Consider the following 21,816-nt stretch of genomic DNA (forward strand, 5'->3'; position numbering starts at 1 on the left):
ACAAAAGGCGCTACACTTGAGCCATGGCACTCACTCCTGCTCTGTCCGATCGCCCGCGCGTCCTTGTGGTCGGCGGCGGCTACGTTGGTCTCTACGTCGCGCTGAAGCTCCAAAAAAAGGTTAAGCAGCACGGCGGCATCGTCACCTTGGTGGATCCGCTGCCCTACATGACCTACCAGCCGTTCCTGCCCGAAGTGGCCTCCGGCAGCATCGAAGCCCGGCATGCCGTGGTTAACCACCGCCAGCACCTGAAGGACACCGAACTGATCACCGGCAGGGTCACCTCCATCGACCATGCCGCCAAGAAGGCAGTGATCACCCCCGCGGCGGGCGAGGCTTTCGAGTTGGACTACCGCGACGTCGTTATTGCCGCCGGTGCCATCACCCGGACCTTCCCGATCCCGGGGCTGGCCGAAGTCGGCATTGGCCTGAAGACCATCGAAGAAGCCGTGGAACTGCGGAACAAGGTGCTCGAGCGGATAGAGACCGCCTCCCAGCTGCCGGCTGGGGCGGAACGGACCCGGGCACTGACGTTTGTTGGCGTCGGCGGTGGGTTCGCCGGCATTGAGGCCATGACCGAAATCGAGGATCTGGCCCGCGCTGCCGTCAGGAAGAACGGACGGCTGCGCCAGGAGGACCTGCGTTTCGTGCTGGTCGAGGCGATGGGCCGGATCATGCCCGAGGTTACCGAAGAGCAGGCCAAATGGGTCGTCGAGCACATGCGCTCACGCGGCATTGAGGTCATGCTCAATACCTCCCTGGCCAAGGCAGAGGGCGGCGTGCTGGAACTGATCAACATGCCGGACAAGACCCCGGCCGAAACCTTCGAGACCGACACCCTGCTGTGGACCGCCGGCGTGCAGGCGAATCCGGTGGCGCGCAGCTTTGGCTTCCCGCAGGACGAACGCGGCCGGATCAAGGCCGATGCCACCCTCCGGATCGTCGACGAGAACGGCCCGATTGACGGCGCCTGGACCGCTGGCGACGTCGCAGCCGTGCCGGATCTGACTGGCGGCGGGGTGGGCGGCTTCTGCGTACCGAATGCCCAGCATGCCATTCGCCAGGCCAAGCGGCTTGCCAAAAACCTCTACGCGGCCCGCTGGGGCGTGGGCAGCGTCAAGCAGTACAAGCACAAGAATCTGGGCGCCGTCGCCGGCTTCGGCCTCAACAAGGGCGTCGCCAAGATCATGGGCATCAAGCTCAAGGGCTGGCCGGCATGGATGGCCCACCGCGGCTACCACGGACTGGCCATGCCGACTGTGGAGCGCAAGATCCGCGTGATCTCGAATTGGTTCTGGACCATTTTCCTGGGCCGCGACACCACGCGCCTCGCTGATCTGCAGACGCCGTACCGCCAGTTCCGTGAGGCCGCTTCACCGCAGCCTCGCCCGCAGGCCGCCGCCGCTCCCAAGCCGGCAGCAGATGGCGAAGGCACCGGGTCGGAGAAGGAACTCGCTTCCACCGGCCGCTAACCACAAGCAGGCAGCAGGCCCGGCCACCGCACCGCGGTAGCCGGGCCTGCTGCTTTATGCCTGCAGTTGCGGCATGGAATGTTTTGGTGCTGCTCAGGACAGAACAGCCAGCGGACCGTCGCCGATCAGGGTCATCAGTACGCGCGGTTGCCTTGCCGGTACGCTGGCGTTGCGGCTGGGGCCCATCGCGGTGGCGCCGGATCCAGCATGGGGCGATCACTTCATGGCGCTTCTGCTGACAGCCCTCCCGCCAGCGGGTACTTTTACTTACGCTGAACCTTTCGGCCGCCTGTAGGGCGACACTAGGCTATCCAGTACCCTAGATAGGTGCAGAAACGTCCGGCCCCCGTAGTCCAATGGCAGAGACAACCGACTTAAAATCGGTCCAGTGTGGGTTCGAGTCCCACCGGGGGTACCAAATAGTGTGACGAGCGTTACAAGGATGTAATCGAAAACGCTTATTTTCAACAACAATTTCGACTAGTTTTCTCAGTAATCAGGAATACCTGGTAATCGCATCAAAGGTTCACAAACCTTTCGATCGAGGGGAAAACATACATGACTGCCACACGTAACGCAGTGCTTTTCGGCACCGGCGGCAACTCCGCGCGGGCGGGGAAGCTAGCCGCGCTCGGATTGGGGATCGCTTTGTTTGCCTCGGCCTGCGGCGGAGGGTCTTCCGCGCCGTCGGAGACTGGAGGGGGAGGGGCATCGGCGCCGGCGGGGGCATCGGGCCTGACATGTCCCGGACCCGGAGAGGACGGGGGGCCCACGAGCGGTTCAACCGGAAACCCGGCGGACGTCCCCAAGTCCAAGGGCTCCACTGATACGCCGCTGAAAATCGGAACGCTGCTGCCGACAACCGGAACTCTGGCCTTCCTGGGCCCGCCGGAAATCGCAGGCGTCAAGCTGGCCGTGGACAAGATCAACGAAGCCGGCGGCGTGCTTGGCAAAGACGTGGAGACCGTGCAGCGCGACTCCGGCGACACCACCACCGACATTGCAACGCAGTCGGTGACCGACCTGCTCAGTGAAAAGGTCAATGCGATTGTGGGAGCGGCGTCCTCGGGTGTTTCCTTCACCGTGATCAACCAGATCACCGGCGCGGGCGTTCTACAGATTTCACCGGCGAATACGTCGCCGGACTTCACCACCTGGGATGACAAGGGCCTGTACTGGCGGACTGCTCCTTCCGATGTCCTGCAGGGACGCACGCTCGGCAGCTACATGGTGACCTGCGGCGCCCAGACGCTCGGCATGATCGTGCTGAACGATGCCTACGGAACCGGTTTGGCGGACAACGTCAAGCAGGCCTTCGAAGGTGCCGGCGGCCAGGTTGTGGCAACCGAGATGTTCAACGAGGGCGATTCGCAGTTCAGCTCGCAGGTCGATGCCGTGGTCAACGCCAAGCCCGACGCCTACGCGCTGATTACCTTCGACCAGATCAAGTCGATTGCACCGTTGCTGCTGTCCAAGGGCGTCAAGCCCGACCAGATGTTCTTGGTGGACGGCAACACCTCGGACCTGAGCAAGGAGCTTGACGCGGGCGCCATGGCCGGGGCACAGGGTACGATTCCCGGCACCTTCGCCAAGGATGAATTCCAGGCGCAACTGGCGACGGTCGACGACAAGCTCAACTCCTACTCCTACGCAGGCGAGTCCTACGATGCGGTGAACCTCGTGGCGCTGGCCGCCGAGGCAGCCGGCAGCACCAAGGGCACGGACATCGCCAAGGAGATGCAGGCTGTGTCCGCGGACGGTGAGAAGTGCTACGACTTCGCCGGTTGCGTGACGCTGCTGCGCGACGGCAAGGACATCGATTACGACGGCATCTCCGGACCGATTACCTTCGACAAGAACGGTGACCCGACCGAGGCCTACATCGGTATCTACCAGTACGACAAGACCAACGTACCGAAGCCGAAGCTTGAGGAGTTCGGCAAGCTGTAGGCCGTTCCGCACCACCCGCACACGCAGAGGGTTCCAGCCGCCGGTTGGGGCCCTCTGTCGCGCGGGCCTACGGCCGCCACATCAGCAGCCTATGGAAGCCACATCAGGACGCGGAAGCGGCGCCGCGCGGTCGCTCCAACACTGCAGAAGGACCGACCAACGTAGGCACATCGATCGGGCCAACGACGGCGGCGCCCGCCCCGTGGAGGGCAGGCGCCGTCGTCGTCCGTGGCCGGTTGGAGATGCTCAGGCAGTGTCCGCCAGGGTGCCGAGATAGAGCTGGATGACCTTTGGATCCTTGAGCAGTTCGCGGCCGGTGCCGGTGTATGCGTCCTTGCCCTGGTCCAGGACGTAGCCACGGTCGCAGATCTGCAGGCAGCGGCGTGCGTTCTGTTCCACCATGATCACCGAGACACCCGCCCGGTTGATCTCGTGCACCCGCAGGAACGTCTCGTCCTGCTTCACCGGGGAGAGGCCGGCCGAGGGCTCGTCCAAAAGCAACACCGCCGGGTTCATCATCAGCGCCCGCCCCATGGCCACCATCTGGCGTTCGCCACCGGAGAGCGAGCCGGCCCGCTGTGCGCGGCGCTTGGCCAGGTCGGGGAAGATGCCGGCGACAAAGTCGAAGCGCTCCTTGAAGTCCTTAGGGCGCTGGAACATGCCCATTTCCATGTTTTCTTCAATGGTCAGCGCGGAAAAGACGTTGTTGGTCTGCGGAACGAACCCGATGCCGCGGCTGACCAGCTTATTGGCTTTCAGCCCCGTCAGGTCCTGACCGCGGACCACAACCGTGCCGGAATGCACCTTGACCAAACCGAACATTGCCTTAAGCAGTGTTGACTTGCCGGCGCCGTTCGGACCGATGATGCCGATCAATTCGCCTTGGCGGGCTTCGATGCTGCAGCCGTTGAGGATGTTGACGCCGGGCAGGTAACCGGCCACCAAATCCCGCACGACGACCACCTGTTCCCCCGCCCCCACAGTGGTCGGGCTTGTCTCTGCCCGGTGCGCGTTCATGCCTGGTCCTTCCTGTTCGGGTCTTGGTCGGCTTCGGGGGCCTCATCCGTGCTCGAATCGTGCTCGCTGATGTGGCTGCCGAGGACGCCCTCGTCAGCCGTGCCCACGACCGACTCCGCATCTTGGGCGAGTTCCTCCGCGAGCGCTTCGACCCCTTCCGCGTCGCCAAGGTCGACGTCGTGGTGGGCGCCCAAATAGGCGTCAATCACGGCGGGGTCCTTCATGACGACGCCGGGCGGGCCTTCTGCCACGATCCGGCCTTCGGCCATGACCACCACCCAATCCGCAATGTGGCGGACCATATGCATGTCGTGTTCGACGAACAGCACGGTCATTCCCTCGGCCTTGAGGTTCCTGACATGCTCCAGCAGAGACTGGGTCAGGGCCGGGTTCACACCGGCCATCGGCTCGTCCAGCATGACCAGCTTGGGCCGGACCATCAGCGCCCGCGCCATTTCCAGCAGTTTGCGCTGGCCACCCGAGAGCGACGCTGCGTAGTCGTCGCGTTTGGCGTCCAGCTTGAATTTCACCAGCAGATCCTCTGCCTGCTCGGTGATTTCACTTTCCCTGGGTCCCCAAATTTTCTTGAAAAGGGCCTTGAACAGGTTCTCGCCGGACTGCTCCGTGGCCCCCAGGCGCATGTTTTCGATGACGGTTAGCTTGCCCATGACCTTGGTCAGCTGGAACGTGCGGACCATACCCATCCGGGCCACTTTATAGGATGGCACGCCTGCCAGTGAGTGGCCTTCGAACGACCACTCACCGGTCTGCGGGATGTCGAATCCGGTGAGCAGGTTGAACAGAGTGGTCTTGCCGGCGCCGTTTGGCCCGATCAGCGCCGTAATTTGGTGCCGAGGGATCTCCAGATACTCCACGTCCACGGCGTTGACACCGCCGAACTGGCGCGTGACGTCCTTGGCCACGAGGATAGGATCGCGCTTGCGGCAGCCGGGACCCGGATTGTCGGCAGCGATGGGGCGCGTGTCGGTCATGTAATCGTTCTGCACGGGTTCCTGGTTCGGGGCGGTGCCGGCGCCTGCCGCGATGCCGTCTTGTTCGCTCATGCGAATACCAGCTCTTTCTTGTTGCCCAGCACCCCTTGGGGCCTGAAGATCATCAACAGCATCAACGCGACACCGACCAGGATGTAACGCAGCTGACCGGCCTGGGTGGTGGTGAGGAAGGTGATGTAGCCCGCCTCGATGGCTCCGTAGAGCAGCCCCTGGGTCAGCGAGAGCACTACCCAAAAGATCATGGCGCCGACGACGGGGCCGAGGACAGTGGCCATGCCGCCCAGCAGCAAGCACGTCCAGAGGAAGAACGTCAGTTCCGTCTGGTAGTTGGCAGGCTGGACAGCTCCACGGGGGAGCGTGAAGATCATCCCCGCAAAGGTTCCCAGCAGGCCGCCGAAAATCAGCGACTGCATCTTGTATGAGTACACGTTTTTGCCCAAGGAGCGCACTGCGTTCTCGTCTTCGCGGATGCCTTTCAAGATCCGGCCCCAGGGGCTACGCATCAGCAGGAACACCAGCAGGCAGCAGAGGGCAACCAAGGTCCAGGCAACCACCCGGATCCAGAGGTCCCGCTCGTTCATGCTCGTCAGACCGAAGTTGTAGATGCCCACTGGGAACGGGTTCATAGCGTAGAACCCGCCTTCAAACGCGGCCAACCCGTTGGCCGAACCGGTGATTTCGGTCAGTTCGTTGGTGGTGACCACATAGCGGATGATCTCGGCGGCGGCGATCGTGACAATGGCCAGATAATCGGCACGCAATCGCAGGGTAGGGATGCCCAAGAGCAATGCAAAGAGCACCGATCCGACGACCGCTATCAAGACGCCGACCACGAACGGGACATCCCACAGCAGGGTCGGTATGGCGAAGCCGTAGGCGCCGATGGCCATGAAACCGGCTTGCCCGAAGTTCAGCAGTCCGGTAAAGCCAAAATGGACTGCCAGGCCCAGGGAAGCCAGGGCGTAGGCGGCCGTTGTCGGGCTGACAATCTCGCCGAGTGCGTTGGTCAATATATTGAGGAAATCCATGGTGTTGCCTCCTAACCCACACGCTCTCGACGGCCCAGGATTCCCTGTGGCCGGAACAGCAGGACGACGATCATGATCAGCAGGGCGCCGACGTACTTCAGGTCTGCTACGAGCCAGAGCGTCGACAATTCGACGAACAGTCCGACGAGGACCGAACCAACCAGGGCCCCGAACACGGTGCCCAATCCGCCCAAAATGACGCCGGCAAAGACGAGCAGCAGGATTTGCTGACCCATATTGAAGGTGACCCCGGGGCGGTAGTAGGCCCACAGAATGCCGCCGAGGGCAGCCAGCACGCCGCCCACTGTCCAGACAATCCTGATGACTCGGTCAACGTCGATGCCGGAGGCGGCGGCAAGCGCGGGGTTGTCGGCAACGGCTCGGGTTGCCTTGCCCAGACGGGTCTTGAGCAGCAGCATGGCGATCAGGACGATCACCACCAGACTGATAATCAGCGAGAGCAGCGTGTTGCGGCTGATGGAGATGACGCCAAGCTCCAAGATGGGGCTGCTGGCCCCGGGAAGCTGTTGAGTGGCGCCACCGAAAAAGAACAAGATCGTGTAGCGCGCGGCCAGCGCCAATCCGATGCTGATGATCATCATGGGGATCAGCGCGGTACCCCGGCGCCGCAGCGGCTTCCAGAGCCCACCATCCTGAACCCAGCCAAAGGCCCCGCCCAAGACGACACCCAGCAGCATCGCCAACCAGATGGGAAAGCCTGCCACAGCGAATCCGAACATCAGGACGGCCCCGAGCGTGACCATCTCGCCATGGGCGAAGTTGGTCAGGCCGGTAGTGCCGTAGATCAGCGACAAACCCACCGATGCCAAGGCCAGCAGCAGACCGAAGCTCAAGCCTGCAATCAGCCGTTCGACGAAAATCTCGCCGAAACTGGCGCTCTGCACCACAATTCCCTCGCCCAGCGGGAAGACGGCGGCGGCATTAGACGTGTTGGTCAAGTTGACTTCGCGCGGATTGGGCGTGCCCTTGGCAAGGTTCACTCCCTCCGGGAGGGTGGAGACGTCCACCTCGACTTGGTACTTTCCCTGAACCGGAACTCCAATAGACCAGGTACCGTTTTCTCCCGTGGTCGCCTCGCCGCTGAACCCTTCCCCTGTCGCCGTGATCTTCACTCCGGCGACCGGACCGTCGGTGTTTCGCAAGACACCGCTGATCCTGTAGCGGGACGGTTCCGCAGGCGCCGACGTCGCAGGTGTTGCCTCTGGTGAGGTGGTCGAAGCCAGTGAGGGGGGAGCGGACAGCAGGATCCCCATGGTGATCGCCATTAAGGCGAGTAGCGTCCCCAATGGCCGAACAAGCTTCGGCATCGCTATCAAAATATGAACCTCCACAGTGTGGGGTGGTCCGCCGTTTCACCGGCGGACACTGACAGCGCCTGTGACAAGAATCACTGACGTGTCGTTTATGTTACCTGCGCCACAGGTGGGCGGGTGGCACGTTCTATCGCGATCAGGTAACAACTGTGAAGCACTTGTTAAGCGAAGGTAAATCGTTGGGGCACCAAAGAACAGGCTGGCTACAGGGAAGGTAGCAGCGCCACAGACAGCAACTGCCGGAGGGGCGCTACAGGTAGAGACCGGTGCTGCTGTCGGCTTCCTCTGGCTGGGATACCGCGTGGATGTCGCGTTCGCGGAGGAGGGTGTAGTCGGCCGCATTGACCTCGACTTCCGCACGGTCTTCAGGATCGAAGAGCACCCGGTCGCCGACTGCAACTTGGCGAACCTGCGGGCCCGCTGCTACTACCTCGGCCCACGCCAGGCGCTTGCCCATCACTGCGGTGGCGGGAATGACAATTCCGGAGGATGAACGGCGCTCGCTGCTGTCCTGGTCCGGGGCCACCAGAATGCGGTCATGGAGCATCCGTAGGGGCAGTTTGTCCGGAGCGGAGGAGCGGGGCTTGTTGGAAGGACTGCGGGAAGTCACCGCAGCATTCTACCCGCGGCGGGCTTCGCCCGGAGCCGCCGCATCCTGCCTCAGGGCTGGGCACGGAAGACTTCCTCGGCACGTTGTGGAATTTTCCGCCGTGCCGATCGTTGGCATTGGTAGTGTAATCAATAGCTCGCCCCCCTGACGATGGAGGACAACAAGATGGCAATCGGAGGAAATCCGGTTTTCAACAACCCGAAGGTGTTCCGCGGTTCACCAGCTGGATCTGCCGCAGCCGGTTCAACCGCACTGGCCGGACAGACACAGCTGACCAGCCAGCAACTGCAGGACCTGTACAACCAGCCGTCTGCCGGCCCGGCCCAGACCGGCCGGATGACGTACGACGACGTCATCTTCAAGACACTCGCTTGCCTGTCCCTGGTGGTCGTAGGCGGTGCCATTGGCTGGATGTTCCCGATCCTGATGATCCCGGGCATGATTGTCGGGCTGGTTCTTGGCCTGGTCAACGCCTTCAAGAAGGAACCGTCCAAGGGGCTGATCCTCGCCTATGCCGCTGCCGAAGGTTTGTTCGTCGGCGGGCTGTCCATGGTCATCGACGGAATGTACCCGGGTGTCGCCCCGCAGGCCGTGCTCGGCACCGTGTGCGTCTTCGCCGTCACCTTGGCCCTGTTCAAGAGCGGCAAGGTCCGTGCCACCCCGAAGGCGATGCGCTTCTTCATGATCGCGCTGATGGGCTACGCACTCTTCTCGCTGGTGAACCTGGGCCTGATGTGGTTCGGCGTGCTGGATAACCAGTGGGGCATGCGCGGCTATGAGATCAACATCATGGGCATTGGCATCCCGCTGGGTGTCCTCATCGGTTTGCTCGCCATCGGCTTGGCTGCCTTCTCGCTGATCGTCGACTTCACCTCGATCGAGCAAGGCGTCAAGCAGGGCGTGGACCGCAAGTACTCCTGGACGGCGGCCTTCGGCCTGACCGTGACCTTGATTTGGCTGTACGTGGAGATCCTGCGCCTGCTCGCCATCCTGCGCGGCGACGAATAATTCTGCTGATCTTCCAACCGACCCCGGCCTAGCGCCGGGGTCGGTTGTTTAAGCGTCACCCGGTACGGTGTAACTTATGACGCGCGAGCGCACCGCAGCAGCCAGCGGAGAACAGTTTGAACTACGGCGTGCCGGATCCCGGGCCGTGATTGCCGAGCTCGCCGGCAGCCTGCGGCTGTTCGAAAAGCACGGTGTGCAGCTGACCGAGACCTACGACGACGATCGGATCCCGCCCTCGGCCTGCGGCATCCTGCTAGCGCCGTGGCCCAATCGGGTGGCCGAAGGCCGCTGGACTCTTGACGGCACCGTCCAGCAACTGGACATCACGGAGCCGGCCCGCGGTCACGCCATCCATGGGCTGCTCCGCAATACCGGCTACCGGCTTATTGAACGCAGCGAGTCCATGGTGGTGCTGCGGGCAGAGATCTTCCCGCAGCATGGATATCCCTTCCGGCTCAGTCATCTTGGAGAGTACTCCTTGGACGATGCCGGCGATCTGACCGTGCGGCAGCAGCTGCTGAACCTGTCCGGTGCGGCGGCACCGGTGGCGCTGGGCGCCCATCCTTTCCTGCGGTTGGGAGACGAACCTGCCGACCGGCTGACGTTGACCGTGCCCGCCGCACGGTTCTTTCCGGCGGATCCGCAGACCAAGATTCCAACGGCAGAAGCTCCGGTCGACGAGCATACCGATCTCCGCCAAGGCGCCCGGGTGGCGGATCTGGCGATGGACCGGGCCTACACCGGACTGTTCGCCGGGCCCGACGGCCGCGTGGTGAGCACCTTGTCTTCGGATAACGGGTCGATGGTCGGGCTGTGGCAGGCTGAAGCATTCCAGTACGTGCATGTCTTTGTCACCTCAAAGTATCCGGGCCGGGCGTGCGCGGTGGCGGTAGAACCGATGACGGCGCCGGCGGATAGCTTCAATTCCGGCACCGGGCTGACATGGCTGCAACCCGGCGGTTCGTTCGGCGGCAGCTGGGGGATTACGGCGCGGCTTCACTGAACACATGTCTGGGTGACAATATGAAACTATTGGCTTTATGAACCGGCCATTCCCCGAAAACCGTCCGCTGCCGGCGGGACGATCGGCGGGCACCGACAACCGGCACCACGTCCGCGAGGACGTGCCCTATGCGCTGCGAATCAGCGCGGCGTGGGCCTGGCGGGTAGGCCTGATCCTGGTTGTCGGCGGACTCTTGGTCTGGCTGCTCAGCTTCGTCTCGCTGCTCATCATCCCGCTGATGGTCGCGGCCCTGATCGCCGCCCTGATTTCGCCCGTGGTCCGGTTCCTGCGCAAGGCCAAGGTGCCCAAGAGCCTGGCCGTGGCCATCACCATTCTCGGTTTCCTCGGGTTGATCGGCGGCGCTCTCTCCCTGGTCGGCCGCCAGCTCTACATCGGTTTCAGCGAACTGTGGGACCAGGTGCTGCAAGGAATCGGCCAGGTCCAAGGCTGGCTGACCGACGGGCCGCTCCGCCTGACCAACGAACAACTCAACTCCTACCTGAACGAAGGCTTGCAGCAACTGCAGAGCAACAGCAGCGCGATCTTTTCCAGCGCCCTCAGCGTGGGGTCCACCGCCGGGCACCTGTTCACCGGTCTGCTGCTGACCATCTTCGCGCTGATCTTCTTCCTTCACGACGGCGACCGGATCTGGCGTTTCGTGGTGGGCCTGTTGCCCAAGAAGGCCCGGGCGGCCGGCAACGGTGCAGGCCGCAAGGGCTGGACATCGATGGTGCAGTATATCCGGGTCCAAATGTTCGTTGCCTTTGTCGACGCGGTCGGTATTGGTGCCGGCGCGGCCATTATCGGTGTGCCGCTGGCGCTGCCGCTCGGCGTGCTGGTCTTCCTTGGCTCGTTTATCCCGATCATCGGCGCGCTGGTGACCGGGTTTGTCGCCGTGCTCCTGGCACTGGTGGCCAACGGCTGGGTCAACGCACTCATCATGCTCGCCATTGTGCTTGGCGTGCAGCAGCTTGAGGGGCATGTGCTGCAGCCACTGGTCATGGGTAAAGCCGTGTCGCTGCATCCGCTGGCAGTTGTGCTTGCCGTGGCCGGCGGCTCGATGGTCGCCGGAATCGCCGGCGCACTGTTTGCCGTGCCTTTGCTTGCGATCCTCAACTCCGTCGTCAGGTACATCGCCGCCCGGGGGTGGGAAACAGACCAGGCACTGGGGGCGCCTCCTCCCGTGGAAGAGCCCTACATGGCGCCTGAACCGGCGCTGGCTTCGGCCGGTCCAGGCAACCCGCCCGAGGCCTTAGAACAGGAATCCGTCCGCCGACGCCGCGTCCAGCTGCGCAGAAAAGAGTCCGACAAGTGACAGCCACCACCCAACTACCCGTCACGCTTGATGACGTCCAGGCAGCACGGAAGATCCTCGATGGGGTCATCGCCAAGACGCCGATCGAACAATCCCGCGCGCTGGGCCGGATGGTCGGTTCCGATGTCTTCTTTAAATGTGAGAATTTGCAGCGCGCCGGTTCCTTCAAGGTCCGCGGCGCCTATGTGCGCATGGCCGGGCTGACAGACGAGGAGAAGGCACGCGGTGTCGTTGCCGCCTCCGCCGGAAACCACGCCCAGGGCGTGGCGGTGGCTGCGGCCCGGCTGGGAATCAAGGCGCGGATTTTCATGCCGATGGGAGTAGCCCTGCCCAAGCTGGCAGCCACCCGAGGCCATGGCGCGGAAGTGGTCCTGCACGGCCACAACGTGGATGAAGCACTCGCCGAAGCCAAACGCTTCGCGGAGGAATCCGGCGCCGTGTTCGTTCACCCTTTCGACAGCCCGGAGATTATCGCCGGCCAGGGCACACTCGGATTGGAGATCTTGGAACAAGTTCCCAACGTCGACACCATCGTCATGGGCGTCGGCGGCGGCGGGCTGCTGGCCGGAGTGGCCACCGCGGTCAAGGCTAGGGCCAAGGAGCTGGGCCGGGAAATCAAGGTCATCGGGGTGCAGGCAGAAAATGCGGCAGCCTATCCGCCGTCGCTGGCCGCCGACGCGCTGGTGCCGCTGCAGAGGGTGTCTACCATGGCCGACGGCATCGCCGTGGGCCGCCCCGGCCAGCTGCCCTTTTCGATCATCAGGGAACTGGTCGACGACGTGGTCACCGTCAGCGAAGACGCCCTGGCCCGCGCACTGATCTTCTTGATCGAACGGTCCAAGCTGGTGGTCGAACCGGCCGGCGCCGTCGGCGTGGCCGCGCTGATGGAAGGCGTCATCCCGAATCCCGGAACCACGGCGGTCATCCTTTCCGGTGGAAATATCGATCCCATGCTGATGCTGAAGGTCATCCAGCGAGGTCTGTATGCCTCCGGCCGTTTCATGTCCGTGCGGATCATGCTCGATGACCGGCCCGGTTCACTGGCCCAGATTTCGCGGATCATCGCGGAATCGGACGCCAACGTCACCCGTGTGGACCACACAAGGATCGGCGGCTCCATCAGCATGGGTGACGTTGCCATCACCATCGACATCGAGACCAAGGGGCACGAGCACTGCGAACAGGTGCTCGGCAGCCTCCGCGCCGAGGGCTTCCAGCCCGTCGTCGTCCACTGACCCATGCCCGGCAGCCGTGCCCTGCGCCCAGCCCAAGCTCTGGCCGGAGCTGGGGTGTTTGCGGTGCTGCTCTGGGTGGTCTTCCTGGCCAACGTGGCTGCCGGCGGCTACTTCAGCCTGCTGCTGGGGATTGACCCCCGGCAGGTTGACGGGCTCGACGGTGTCCTGTTCGCCCCGCTGCTGCATGCAGATACCGGCCACTTGTTGAGCAACACGCTCCCGCTGCTGGTACTTGCGTTCCTGACGCTGCTGGAAGGAATCCGGCGGTTCCTGGTGGTGCTCGCGTGCAGTTGGCTGGCCTCGGGGATAGGGGTCTGGCTGATGGGTGCCGGACTAACGATCGGCGCCTCGGGCGTAGTCTTCGGGCTGCTGGCCTACCTGCTGGTCCGCGGCTTCTACAACCACAGCTGGCGGCAGATCCTGCTGGCAGCGGTCATCTTCGCTTTCTACGGCTCGGTACTGTGGGGCGTGCTGCCGACGGCGATGCCCGGCATTTCCTGGCAGGCGCACCTTTTCGGGGCAGCCGGCGGAGTGGTCGCCGCCGTGCTGCTGCGCAGACGCAGGCCTTACGTCGGCTGACCGCCCCGGCTGCCACCGCGGATTGCAGGCCGCGGGCCAGCGCACCAAATACGACGAAGGCGGGTTCCCGCAGGAACCCGCCTTCGCCATAAGCGCTGTGCGTGATCAGCCGGTGTAAGGCGTGGCCGAGATGATTTCCACCGAGATCTGCTTGCCGTTCGGGGCAGCATACGTTGTGGATTCTCCCACCCGCAGGCCGTGGATGGCCGCGCCGAGCGGGGACTTCTCGCTGTACACGTCCAGGTCTGATTCCCCGGCAACTTCACGGCTGCCCAGCAGGAAACGCTCCGCGTCGCCGGCGATTTTTGCCTCGATGACCATGCCTGGCTCGACGACGCCGTCGTCTGCCGGCGCTTCACCCACGTGGGCGTTCCGCAGCAGATCAGTGAGCTGGCGGATGCGGGCTTCGGCCTTGCCCTGCTCTTCCTTGGCGGCATGGTAGCCACCGTTCTCCTTGAGGTCCCCTTCGGAGCGGGCCTGTTCAATGCGGTCAACGATCTCTGCCCGGCCGGGGCCTGAAAGGTGATCCAGTTCAGCCTTCAGGCGGTCGTAGGCTTCCTGAGTGAGCCAGGCGACAGGTGCGCTGGAAGTGGACACGTAGTTCTCCTTAGTTGCTGCCGAAACCGCTGGACGCGGTTCCGGCACGGTGGCACTTTGCACAAAAGGCCGCCATGCCGGCGGCCACTTGATGCAAAGACCCCGCCGTGTTGGTGAACCATTTCGTTCTGGGATGTCCCAGTTCACCAGCTAGGCGGGGTGGAATGTATTTGCTCAATTGTAGTCAGCCGCCGCCGGTTTTCCCAATAACTAGGATGCAAAGGATGTTTTCCCTCGGTTCTGGGGAAGGTGCGGCCCGTCTGGTGGACCTGATGGGCGCAGTCCCGCGGCGACCGCTGCGTCAGCTGTTGGCGTCCTCGGCCCAGCAACTGTCCACACCGCCGGAGACGGCCATGGACTCGGTCCGGAGCTGGACCCGTTGCACTGTGGTCCCCTCGGTGGCTTCATCGGCGGGACCGATCGTTGCGACCTTCCAGCCAACGACGGCGTAATTGTCGTTCAAGGCCTTGACGGCACACTGGACGGTGACCCCCGGGTCCTTGGTGAGTTGGAAATCCACCGTCATGTGTCCTGCGTCGGCCACGGCAAAGCCAACGTCCTTGCTCTCAATCTGTGGTCCGCTCTGGCCCAGGGCGAAAAAGCCCGCGCTGACAACGGCGACCCCGAGGGCGCCTCCAGCAAGCGCAAGTTTGGCGCGGCGGGACAGCGGCCGCCGCGGTGTGCCGTAACGGTTGGAAACAGTTAAGCTGGAGGAAGTCTGAGGAGTACGGGGGCCTGCGGTGCTCACGCCCTCAAGTTTATCCTCCCGCCCACGCCAGATTTCCCAGGAGCAGCCACGTGAGCTTCGATGCAGCCCAGCCAGCGCAGAGTGACGGACTGCGCCTGCTGGCGGTCCATGCCCATCCCGACGACGAATCCAGCAAGGGCGCGGCGTCCATGGCGCGCTACGCCGCCGAGGGCGTCCAGGTGATGGTAGCTACCTGCACGGGCGGTGAACGCGGAGACATTCTCAATGCCGAGGCGGCCACGGATCCCCAAGCGCACCGGGACCTTGCCGGGATCCGGCGGCTGGAGATGGCTCAGGCCGCGGACGAGCTGGGTATCCAGCATCGCTGGTTGGGGTTCGCAGATTCCGGCTTACCGGAGGGGGACCCGCTGCCACCGCTTCCGTTCGGCAGCTTCGCCACGCTCCCGCTGGAACGGGCCGCCGCTCCGCTGGTCAAACTGGTGCGCGAGTTCCGGCCTCATGTGGTGATCAGTTACGACGAGAACGGCGGCTACCCGCACCCCGACCACATCATGGCGCACAAGGTGGCGGTGGAGGCGTACCACGCCGCCGGCGACCCCGAGCGTTATCCGGAGGCGGGCAGCGCCTGGGAGCCGCTGAAGCTCTACTACGATCGCGCTTTCAATCCGGAGCGGTTCCGAGCACTCCACTTTGCCTTGGAGGAAGCAGGGCTGCAGTCGCCCTACGCCGCGCGGATCGCTGCGTGGCTCGAGGCAGACGCCGAAGGCCACCAGCCGCCGATGCCCAACCATCGAACCACCACGCAGATCGACTGCGGCGACTTTTTCCGCCACCGTGACCGCGCGCTGCTCTCGCACCGGACCCAGGTGGAGCCCGCCGGATTCTTCTTCGCCGTGTCCGAGGAGATGCAGCGGACCGTCTGGCCGTGGGAGGACTTCTCGCTGATCCACGCCCGGGTGGAGACCAGCGTGCCCGAAACGGATTTCTTCGCGGGCATAAGATAGAGCCTGCAGCCAACCAGCGCCGGAGCCTCGCGTCCCGGACGCAGCCAGAAAGAGACTGAATTTGCCCCTGATCCAGATCCTTGCCGCCGTCGCCGCCGGTGCCGGCGAGCCCACCCTCCGGCCCGGACTCGACGCCGACCAGGTTTCGCCCGGGCCATGGGGCTTCTTCTTTACCTTTGCTCTGGCGGCCGTGGTGATCGTCCTCATCTGGGACATGACCCGTCGCATCCGGCGGGTCCGCTACCGCTCGCAACTGGAAGAAAACGTTAACGCCGGTGCACAGGAAACCGGTCCCGGCTCGTCCGGACAGGCAGGCTCTGCGGGCGGCGGAACGGATCACGACGTCGAGGGCGAAGCGCCGGCGACCGGCAGAACGAACGAACCCGGTGGCGGCTCGGGCCGCCCGGACCGCGGCGACTGACCATGGCCGGCCGACTGCGCACTGAGGCCTCGGCCTACCTGCGCCAGCACGCCGGAAACCCCGTGGACTGGTGGCCGTTCGGCGACCAGGCCTTCGAACAGGCACGTCTGCGCGACGTGCCTGTTTATGTTTCGGTGGGCTATGCCGCGTGCCATTGGTGCCATGTGATGGCAGGCGAATCCTTCGAGGACCAGGCCACCGCGGAGTACTTGAACGAACACTTCATCCCGGTCAAGGTGGACCGGGAAGAGCGTCCGGATGTGGACAGCATCTACATGGCAGCCACGCAGCTCATGACCGGGCAGGGCGGCTGGCCGATGAGCGTGTTCACGCTGCCGGACGGCAGGGCCTTTTACGCAGGCACGTACTTTCCGCCGCGGCCGCTGCCGGGCCAGCCGTCGTTCCGCCAGGTGCTTCAAGCGGTACATGAGGCCTGGGAGCAGCGCCGCGGGGCCGTCGAGACCACCGCCGTGTCGGTGGCGCAGGCGTTGGCGCAGGCCGGGGAAGCGAACCGCGGGCTTCTCGGTGACCTCTCGGTGGTGCCTGGCGGTGGGCTACCGCTGCCGTCCGGCAGTCCTGCGGTTGAGCCGGGACCGGTGCACGTGCCGTCCGGCGAAGCCGGGGAGACCGACTCCGAAGCTGTCCTCGAAGAAGCCGTCGAGGTGTTGTCGGGCCAGGAGGACACAGTCTTCGGTGGTTTTGGCGGCGCGCCGAAATTCCCGCCGTCAGCCGTGCTGCACTTTCTGCTCCGGCATGCCGGGGCATCCCGGTCCGACTCAGCGCAGCAGGCCGCCGGGCTGTCCGCCCGCACCTTGACGGCGATGGCCGGGTCCGCGTTGTACGACCAGCTCGAGGGCGGCTTTGCCCGTTACACGGTGGACCGGCGGTGGTCGGTGCCGCACTTCGAGAAAATGCTCTACGACAACGTCCAGTTGCTGCGCGTCTACGCTCAATGGGCCGTCCAGTCGCCGGCGGGGGCGGAGCGGGATCTGGGCTGCGAAATCGCGGCGGGGACCGCAGAGTGGTTGGTGGACCGGCTGCAGTTGTCCCACGGCGGCATCGCTTCCTCGTTGGACGCGGACACCGTCGTCGATGGCGTCCACCACGAAGGTGCCACTTACCTGTGGTCGCCCGAGGAGCTGCGCGAGGTGCTCGGAGCCGACGACGGCGCCTGGGTGGCGTCCGTGATGAGCGTGGGAGAGCGAGGGAACGTCACTGCCACCGGGTCGACGCTGCACCCTGGCCGGACGTTGGAACCCGACGAACAGCAACGCTGGGCGGCGCTGCGTCCGGTACTGCTTGCGGCCCGGCAGCAGCGGGCGCAGCCGGCACGCGACGAAAAGGTTGTGGCCGGCTGGAACGGGCTGGCCGTGGCCGGGCTGGCCGAAGCAGGAGAACTGTTGGGCCGGGCCGAGCTCACCGCGGCGGCCGTGGCTGCGGCCGACTACCTGCTGTCCGTGCATCTTGATGGCAGCGGCCGGCTGGCCCGCGTGTCGCACGACGGTTCAGCCCAACGCTTCGAGGGGTTGCTGGAGGACTACGCCGGCGGTGCGGAGGGATTGTTCGCGCTGTACGCGGCCACCGGTGACAGCCGCTGGTACCGTGCCGCAGAACGGCTGGTGCTGCGGGCGGAGGCGGTATTCCTCCGGCATGGAACGCTCAGTGACCAGGCTGTCCCGGCCGCACAGGTTGCTGCTGCCGCCGGTGCCGTTCCGCCGGCTGACCCGCTGGAGAGCGCCACGCCCAGCGGCACCAGCCTCTTCGCCGGTGTGCTGGCCACGTATGCGGCCTACAGCGGTTCCGTGCGGCACCGCGACTTGGCGGGCCGGTTGCTCGGTTATCTGGGCCGGATTGCCGCCCGTGCGCCACGGGCCGCCGGGTGGGGTCTGGCGGCTGCGCAGGCACTCGTGGCCGGGCCGGTCGAACTGGCGGTTACCGGGAACCCGGGAGCAGCCGCGGCGCTGATTGCCGCGGCACGCGCAAGCGGTAGCCCGGGCATCGTTGTCGCCCGTCGCGCGGCGGACGCCACACAGGAAGATGCGGCACCGCTGCTGGCGGGCAAGCCGGCCCCGGCGGACGGTGCGCTGGCCTATGTCTGCCGCGGGATGGTATGCCGCCGCCCGGTGGCAACGGTCCCCGCTCTGCTGACGGAGCTGGGCGCGGCTGGGAACTAAAGCGGGAAACGCCCCGCCGGCGCGGGTCTCAGCCGGTGGTGCCAAGCACCGCGATCATAATGGCGATGTAGTGGCAGGCAAAGGCCACCACGGTGAAGGCGTGGAACACCTCGTGAAAACCGAACCATGCAGCCGAGAAGTTCGGCCGCTTGGTCCCGTAAACGATTGCGCCGGCAATATAGAAGGCGCCGCCCGCGCAGATCAGTACCGCAGCGGGGACGCTGGCAGCGAAGAAGTCGGGCAAGTAGAACAACGCCGCTAGTCCTAGCGCGCAGTAGATCGGGACGTAGAGCCACCGCGGGGCGTGCGGCCAGAGCACCCGGAACCCGACGCCGGCGATGGCGCCGGCCCAGATCAGCCAAAGCAGCAGCGTGGCCTTCGACGGTTCCAGCAGCGCCCAGGCCAGCGGCGTGTAGGTGCCGGCAATGACCAGCATGATGTTGGTATGGTCCAGGCGCTTGAGCAGCAGCTTGACTGGCGGGCTCCAGTTGCCGCGGTGGTAGACGGCACTGACGCCGAAGAGGAGCAGCCCGGTCACGGCGTAGACTGCGCAGGTCCATTTAGCGGCGGCGGTGGGCGCAAGGGCCACGAGGACCATTCCGGCGGCCAAGGCCAGGGGAGTGGCCCCCGCATGCAGCCAGCCGCGGAACTTCGGCTTGATATTGAAAGCGTCTGCGACCTGTTCCACGGCCCGTTCAACCGGTCCGTCGGTGGGCTCTGTCCGTGCTGTCGAACCGTCATTTTCGCGCCGGTACCCTGGCGGCCGGGCAGCAGCACGGTGTTCACTCATGCCGATATTCTAGCGGCAGCGCATCGCTTGTTACTCGTCGGTAGCAAGAGGCGTGTACGGGACCGGCCGGCCGGGAGGATAGAATTCAAAGTCGTGAATGGGCGATCAGGAAGGCAGAGTGCTGTGTCTCTTCCCGGCGTCCTCTACCGCCTCTATGAGCGCCGTCTGCAGCGTTCGCTGGTCCCCGGCCGCATCCCCGGCCACATTGGCGTGGTGGTGGACGGCAACAGGCGCTGGGCGAAACTGGCCGGAGCACCGACCAGGGAAGGGCACCAGGCCGGGGCGGACAAGATTCTCGAATTCCTCGGCTGGTGCGGGGACCTGGGCATCAAAGTGGTGACGCTCTACATGCTGTCCACGGACAACATGGGCCGGTCCGAAGACGAACTGCGAGAGTTGCTGGGTGTCATCGGCAACACCTTGGACCGGTTGGGCGAGGGCAAGAACGTGCGCGTCCATCCGGTGGGTGCGCTGGAAACCCTACCGGCCGACCTCGCGGCCAAGCTCCGCAGCTTGGGGGTACAGACCGCTGGCGTGGAGGGGGTCCATGTCAATGTGGCGGTGGGCTACGGCGGCCGCCGGGAAATTGTCGACGCGGTCAAGGGCCTGCTGCGCCACGCTGAGGCCGACGGCAAGAGCCTGGCGGAGGTAGCCGGGACACTGACCGTTGACGATATTTCCCAATACCTCTATACCAGTGGTCAACCGGACCCGGACCTGGTGATCAGGACCTCCGGGGAACAGCGGCTCTCCGGCTTCCTGATGTGGCAGAGCGCCTATAGCGAGTATTACTTTTGCGAAGCGTTGTGGCCGGACTTCCGGCGCCTCGACTTCCTGCGGGCGTTGCGCGATTATGCGAGCCGGCAGCGCCGCTTCGGCGCCTGAGGCGGGCCGCACGGAGCAACGGGCGCATCGGCGTCGTTGGTTCATCCAAAATTTGCTGAAACGCCTTTGTCCCGGCTCTTGTGCTGGCGAATTACAACAGCGTAATTTGGAAGCATCAGTCAGCACTCCGCAGATTGATCGGGAGGCCACCAGTTTGATGCGCAGAGCGACAGCTGCATCGGGGGAGGCCGGGTCCGGCCTGGTGGCCCTACCGTCCGCGCCCCGCAACCGAAAAGTCGGAGCCGCCGCGCTCCGGACGGGAGCAGCATGACCGCCACCAAGAACCAGAGTCTCACCGCCACGACCGGACCCGGGAAGCAGCCCGCAGCTGCCACCTCGGCCGGTCGTGCTGTTTCCGCCGGGGAACCGGAAACAGCACGTGCGTCTTATGTCCTGGACACCTCCGTGCTGCTTTCCGATCCGCGAGCACTGCTGCGGTTCGCCGAGCACGAAGTGATCCTGCCGGTGGTGGTGATCACCGAGTTGGAGGGCAAGCGGCACGATCCGGAGTTGGGCTACTTTGCCCGCCAGGCACTGCGGCTGCTGGACGACCTGCGCGTGCAGCACGGCGGCCTGAACCACGCCATCCCGCTGGGCGCGGAGGGCGGCACGCTGCGGGTGGAACTCAACCACATCTCACCCGATGTGCTGCCCGCCGGGTTCCGCGGCGGCGACAACGACAGCCGCATCCTGGCGGTGGCCAAAAACCTTGCCGACGAGGGCTGTAACGTCACCGTTGTCTCCAAAGACCTGCCGATGCGGGTGAAGGCGTCCGCGATGGGACTCCAAGCCGATGAGTACCGCAACGAGCTGGTCAAGGATTCGGGCTGGACCGGCGTGGCCGAGCTGGATGTGGCCGACGACGAGGTCAACACGCTGTACGGCCATGAGCCGGTTTTCATTCCGGTGGCAGCCGAGATGCCCGCCAATACCGGCCTGGTGCTGCTCTCCAGCCGCGGTTCCGCGCTCGGCCGGGTCGGCGCAGACAAACAGGTACGGCTGGTCAAGGGCGACCGCGATGTGTTCGGCCTGCACGGACGTTCCGCAGAGCAACGGCTGGCGATTGACCTGCTGATGGACCCGGAGGTGGGGATCGTCTCACTCGGCGGCCGGGCCGGAACCGGAAAATCAGCGTTGGCGCTTTGCGCCGGACTGGAAGCGGTGCTGGAGCGGCGTGAGCATCGCAAGGTCGTGGTGTTCCGGCCGCTGTATGCAGTCGGCGGCCAGGAGCTGGGGTACCTGCCGGGTTCCGAATCGGAAAAGATGAATCCGTGGGCGCAGGCGGTGTTCGACACGCTCGGCGCGCTGGTCTCCACCGAGGTGGTCGAGGAAGTCATGGACCGCGGCATGCTGGAGGTGCTGCCGCTGACCCATATCCGCGGCCGCTCGCTACACGACTCCTTCGTGATCGTGGACGAGGCGCAGTCGCTGGAGAAGAACGTCCTGCTCACGGTGATGAGCCGGATCGGCCAGAACTCCAAGATCGTCCTGACCCATGATGTGGCGCAGCGGGACAATTTGCGGGTGGGCCGGCACGACGGTATCGCGGCAGTTGTGGAGACGCTCAAGGGCCATCCGCTCTTTGGCCATGTGACGCTGACCCGGTCCGAGCGCTCGCCCATCGCAGCACTGGTGACCGAGTTGTTGGAGGGTGCGGAGATCTAGGCAGCCT

20 protein-coding genes and 1 tRNA gene are annotated in these 21,816 nt (G+C 64.8%); 13 read left to right on the forward strand and 8 right to left on the reverse strand.

The annotated features are described in order from the left end of the window. Positions 1-23: 23 nt before the first annotated feature. The 3 genes from AC5RW2_RS27865 to AC5RW2_RS27875 all read left to right on the forward strand — a co-directional run bounded on the left by AC5RW2_RS27865 (position 24) and on the right by AC5RW2_RS27875 (position 3,422). Positions 24-1,472 (forward strand): NAD(P)/FAD-dependent oxidoreductase, encoded by a 1,449-nt coding sequence (locus AC5RW2_RS27865; protein ID WP_493963388.1) that lies wholly within the window; start codon positions 24-26, stop codon positions 1,470-1,472. A gap of 342 nt (positions 1,473-1,814) precedes the next feature. Further along, positions 1,815-1,890 (forward strand) — tRNA-Leu (locus AC5RW2_RS27870). 140 nt (positions 1,891-2,030) lie between these two features. Further along, positions 2,031-3,422, forward strand: coding sequence for an ABC transporter substrate-binding protein (locus AC5RW2_RS27875; protein WP_493963389.1), 1,392 nt, complete (start codon positions 2,031-2,033; stop codon positions 3,420-3,422). A gap of 246 nt (positions 3,423-3,668) precedes the next feature. On the opposite strand, the gene AC5RW2_RS27880 is transcribed toward AC5RW2_RS27875, so the two are convergent. The 5 genes from AC5RW2_RS27880 to AC5RW2_RS27900 form a co-directional block, all read right to left on the reverse strand. Further along, a complete protein-coding gene (locus AC5RW2_RS27880; RefSeq protein WP_493950825.1) occupies positions 3,669-4,439 on the reverse strand; it encodes an ABC transporter ATP-binding protein in 771 nt (256 codons plus the stop codon). Next, a complete protein-coding gene (locus AC5RW2_RS27885) occupies positions 4,436-5,431 on the reverse strand; it encodes an ABC transporter ATP-binding protein (RefSeq protein WP_493963497.1) in 996 nt (331 codons plus the stop codon). Before AC5RW2_RS27885 ends, AC5RW2_RS27880 begins: the two co-directional genes overlap by 4 nt. A 68-nt stretch (positions 5,432-5,499) precedes the next feature. After that, positions 5,500-6,480, reverse strand: a complete 981-nt coding sequence (locus AC5RW2_RS27890; RefSeq protein ID WP_493963390.1) for a branched-chain amino acid ABC transporter permease — start codon at positions 6,478-6,480, stop codon at positions 5,500-5,502. An 11-nt stretch (positions 6,481-6,491) separates the two neighbouring features. Beyond that, positions 6,492-7,808 carry a branched-chain amino acid ABC transporter permease gene (locus AC5RW2_RS27895; RefSeq protein WP_494074783.1) on the reverse strand — a complete coding sequence of 439 codons (1,317 nt, stop codon included), beginning with the start codon at positions 7,806-7,808 and terminating at the stop codon, positions 6,492-6,494. 256 nt (positions 7,809-8,064) lie between these two features. Beyond that, positions 8,065-8,361 carry a GroES family chaperonin gene (locus AC5RW2_RS27900; protein WP_127512147.1) on the reverse strand — a complete coding sequence of 99 codons (297 nt, stop codon included), beginning with the start codon at positions 8,359-8,361 and terminating at the stop codon, positions 8,065-8,067. A gap of 228 nt (positions 8,362-8,589) precedes the next feature. Between AC5RW2_RS27900 and AC5RW2_RS27905 the strand changes: the two genes are divergently transcribed. From AC5RW2_RS27905 to AC5RW2_RS27925, 5 genes are all read left to right on the forward strand, one after another. Then, on the forward strand, positions 8,590-9,432 hold the full coding sequence (locus AC5RW2_RS27905) for a Bax inhibitor-1/YccA family protein (protein WP_493950822.1): 843 nt from the start codon (positions 8,590-8,592) through the stop codon (positions 9,430-9,432). Positions 9,433-9,508: 76 nt separating this feature from the next. Further along, on the forward strand, positions 9,509-10,435 hold the full coding sequence (locus AC5RW2_RS27910) for an aldose 1-epimerase family protein (RefSeq protein WP_493963392.1): 927 nt from the start codon (positions 9,509-9,511) through the stop codon (positions 10,433-10,435). Positions 10,436-10,472: 37 nt separating this feature from the next. Then, the gene (locus tag AC5RW2_RS27915) at positions 10,473-11,750 is read left to right on the forward strand and encodes an AI-2E family transporter (protein ID WP_493963393.1); all 1,278 of its coding nucleotides are present in this window, start codon (positions 10,473-10,475) and stop codon (positions 11,748-11,750) included. Next, positions 11,747-12,985 (forward strand): threonine ammonia-lyase, encoded by a 1,239-nt coding sequence (gene ilvA, locus AC5RW2_RS27920; RefSeq protein WP_493963394.1) that lies wholly within the window; start codon positions 11,747-11,749, stop codon positions 12,983-12,985. Before AC5RW2_RS27915 ends, ilvA begins: the two co-directional genes overlap by 4 nt. 3 nt (positions 12,986-12,988) lie before the next feature. Further along, positions 12,989-13,564: a rhomboid family intramembrane serine protease gene (locus AC5RW2_RS27925; RefSeq protein WP_493963395.1), complete on the forward strand. Its 576-nt coding sequence runs from the start codon at positions 12,989-12,991 to the stop codon at positions 13,562-13,564. A 105-nt stretch (positions 13,565-13,669) separates the two neighbouring features. Here the strand turns inward: AC5RW2_RS27925 and greA are convergent, their stop codons facing one another. Beyond that, on the reverse strand, positions 13,670-14,161 hold the full coding sequence (gene greA, locus AC5RW2_RS27930) for a transcription elongation factor GreA (RefSeq protein ID WP_493940244.1): 492 nt from the start codon (positions 14,159-14,161) through the stop codon (positions 13,670-13,672). A 301-nt stretch (positions 14,162-14,462) separates the two neighbouring features. Next, positions 14,463-14,909, reverse strand: a complete 447-nt coding sequence (locus tag AC5RW2_RS27935; RefSeq protein WP_493963396.1) for a DUF4307 domain-containing protein — start codon at positions 14,907-14,909, stop codon at positions 14,463-14,465. A gap of 50 nt (positions 14,910-14,959) precedes the next feature. Here AC5RW2_RS27935 and mca point away from each other — a divergent pair, with 50 nt between their 5' ends. The 3 genes from mca to AC5RW2_RS27950 all read left to right on the forward strand — a co-directional run bounded on the left by mca (position 14,960) and on the right by AC5RW2_RS27950 (position 18,469). Continuing rightward, a complete protein-coding gene (gene mca / locus AC5RW2_RS27940) occupies positions 14,960-15,874 on the forward strand; it encodes a mycothiol conjugate amidase Mca (RefSeq protein WP_493963397.1) in 915 nt (304 codons plus the stop codon). Between the two features lie 61 nt (positions 15,875-15,935). Next, the gene (locus AC5RW2_RS27945; RefSeq protein ID WP_493950815.1) at positions 15,936-16,295 is read left to right on the forward strand and encodes a hypothetical protein; all 360 of its coding nucleotides are present in this window, start codon (positions 15,936-15,938) and stop codon (positions 16,293-16,295) included. A gap of 2 nt (positions 16,296-16,297) precedes the next feature. Next, positions 16,298-18,469 (forward strand): thioredoxin domain-containing protein, encoded by a 2,172-nt coding sequence (locus tag AC5RW2_RS27950; protein WP_493950814.1) that lies wholly within the window; start codon positions 16,298-16,300, stop codon positions 18,467-18,469. A 28-nt stretch (positions 18,470-18,497) separates the two neighbouring features. On the opposite strand, the gene trhA is transcribed toward AC5RW2_RS27950, so the two are convergent. Next, complete coding sequence (gene trhA, locus AC5RW2_RS27955; RefSeq protein WP_493963398.1) at positions 18,498-19,259, reverse strand: PAQR family membrane homeostasis protein TrhA; 762 nt, start codon at positions 19,257-19,259, stop codon at positions 18,498-18,500. A gap of 123 nt (positions 19,260-19,382) precedes the next feature. Between trhA and AC5RW2_RS27960 the strand changes: the two genes are divergently transcribed. After that, positions 19,383-20,144, forward strand: a complete 762-nt coding sequence (locus AC5RW2_RS27960; RefSeq protein ID WP_493963399.1) for an isoprenyl transferase — start codon at positions 19,383-19,385, stop codon at positions 20,142-20,144. A 267-nt stretch (positions 20,145-20,411) separates the two neighbouring features. Further along, on the forward strand, positions 20,412-21,809 hold the full coding sequence (gene phoH2 / locus AC5RW2_RS27965) for an RNA 5'-3' helicase PhoH2 (RefSeq protein WP_493963400.1): 1,398 nt from the start codon (positions 20,412-20,414) through the stop codon (positions 21,807-21,809). The last annotated feature ends 7 nt before the right edge of the window (positions 21,810-21,816 follow it).

Source organism: Arthrobacter sp. B0316-1-20, assembly GCF_059091865.1.

What these genes read in the sequence shown, in the direction of transcription:
- AC5RW2_RS27865 (WP_493963388.1), top strand. Translation starts at nt 24, where the DNA reads ATGGCACTCACTCCTGCTCTGTCCGATCGCCCGCGCGTCCTTGTGGTC.
- AC5RW2_RS27875 (WP_493963389.1), top strand. Translation starts at nt 2,031, where the DNA reads ATGACTGCCACACGTAACGCAGTGCTTTTCGGCACCGGCGGCAACTCC.
- AC5RW2_RS27880 (WP_493950825.1), bottom strand. Translation starts at nt 4,439, where the DNA reads ATGAACGCGCACCGGGCAGAGACAAGCCCGACCACTGTGGGGGCGGGG.
- AC5RW2_RS27885 (WP_493963497.1), bottom strand. Translation starts at nt 5,431, where the DNA reads ATGACCGACACGCGCCCCATCGCTGCCGACAATCCGGGTCCCGGCTGC.
- AC5RW2_RS27890 (WP_493963390.1), bottom strand. Translation starts at nt 6,480, where the DNA reads ATGGATTTCCTCAATATATTGACCAACGCACTCGGCGAGATTGTCAGC.
- AC5RW2_RS27895 (WP_494074783.1), bottom strand. Translation starts at nt 7,808, where the DNA reads ATGCCGAAGCTTGTTCGGCCATTGGGGACGCTACTCGCCTTAATGGCG.
- AC5RW2_RS27900 (WP_127512147.1), bottom strand. Translation starts at nt 8,361, where the DNA reads ATGCTCCATGACCGCATTCTGGTGGCCCCGGACCAGGACAGCAGCGAG.
- AC5RW2_RS27905 (WP_493950822.1), top strand. Translation starts at nt 8,590, where the DNA reads ATGGCAATCGGAGGAAATCCGGTTTTCAACAACCCGAAGGTGTTCCGC.
- AC5RW2_RS27910 (WP_493963392.1), top strand. Translation starts at nt 9,509, where the DNA reads ATGACGCGCGAGCGCACCGCAGCAGCCAGCGGAGAACAGTTTGAACTA.
- AC5RW2_RS27915 (WP_493963393.1), top strand. Translation starts at nt 10,473, where the DNA reads ATGAACCGGCCATTCCCCGAAAACCGTCCGCTGCCGGCGGGACGATCG.
- AC5RW2_RS27925 (WP_493963395.1), top strand. Translation starts at nt 12,989, where the DNA reads ATGCCCGGCAGCCGTGCCCTGCGCCCAGCCCAAGCTCTGGCCGGAGCT.
- AC5RW2_RS27950 (WP_493950814.1), top strand. Translation starts at nt 16,298, where the DNA reads ATGGCCGGCCGACTGCGCACTGAGGCCTCGGCCTACCTGCGCCAGCAC.
- trhA (WP_493963398.1), bottom strand. Translation starts at nt 19,259, where the DNA reads ATGAGTGAACACCGTGCTGCTGCCCGGCCGCCAGGGTACCGGCGCGAA.
- phoH2 (WP_493963400.1), top strand. Translation starts at nt 20,412, where the DNA reads ATGACCGCCACCAAGAACCAGAGTCTCACCGCCACGACCGGACCCGGG.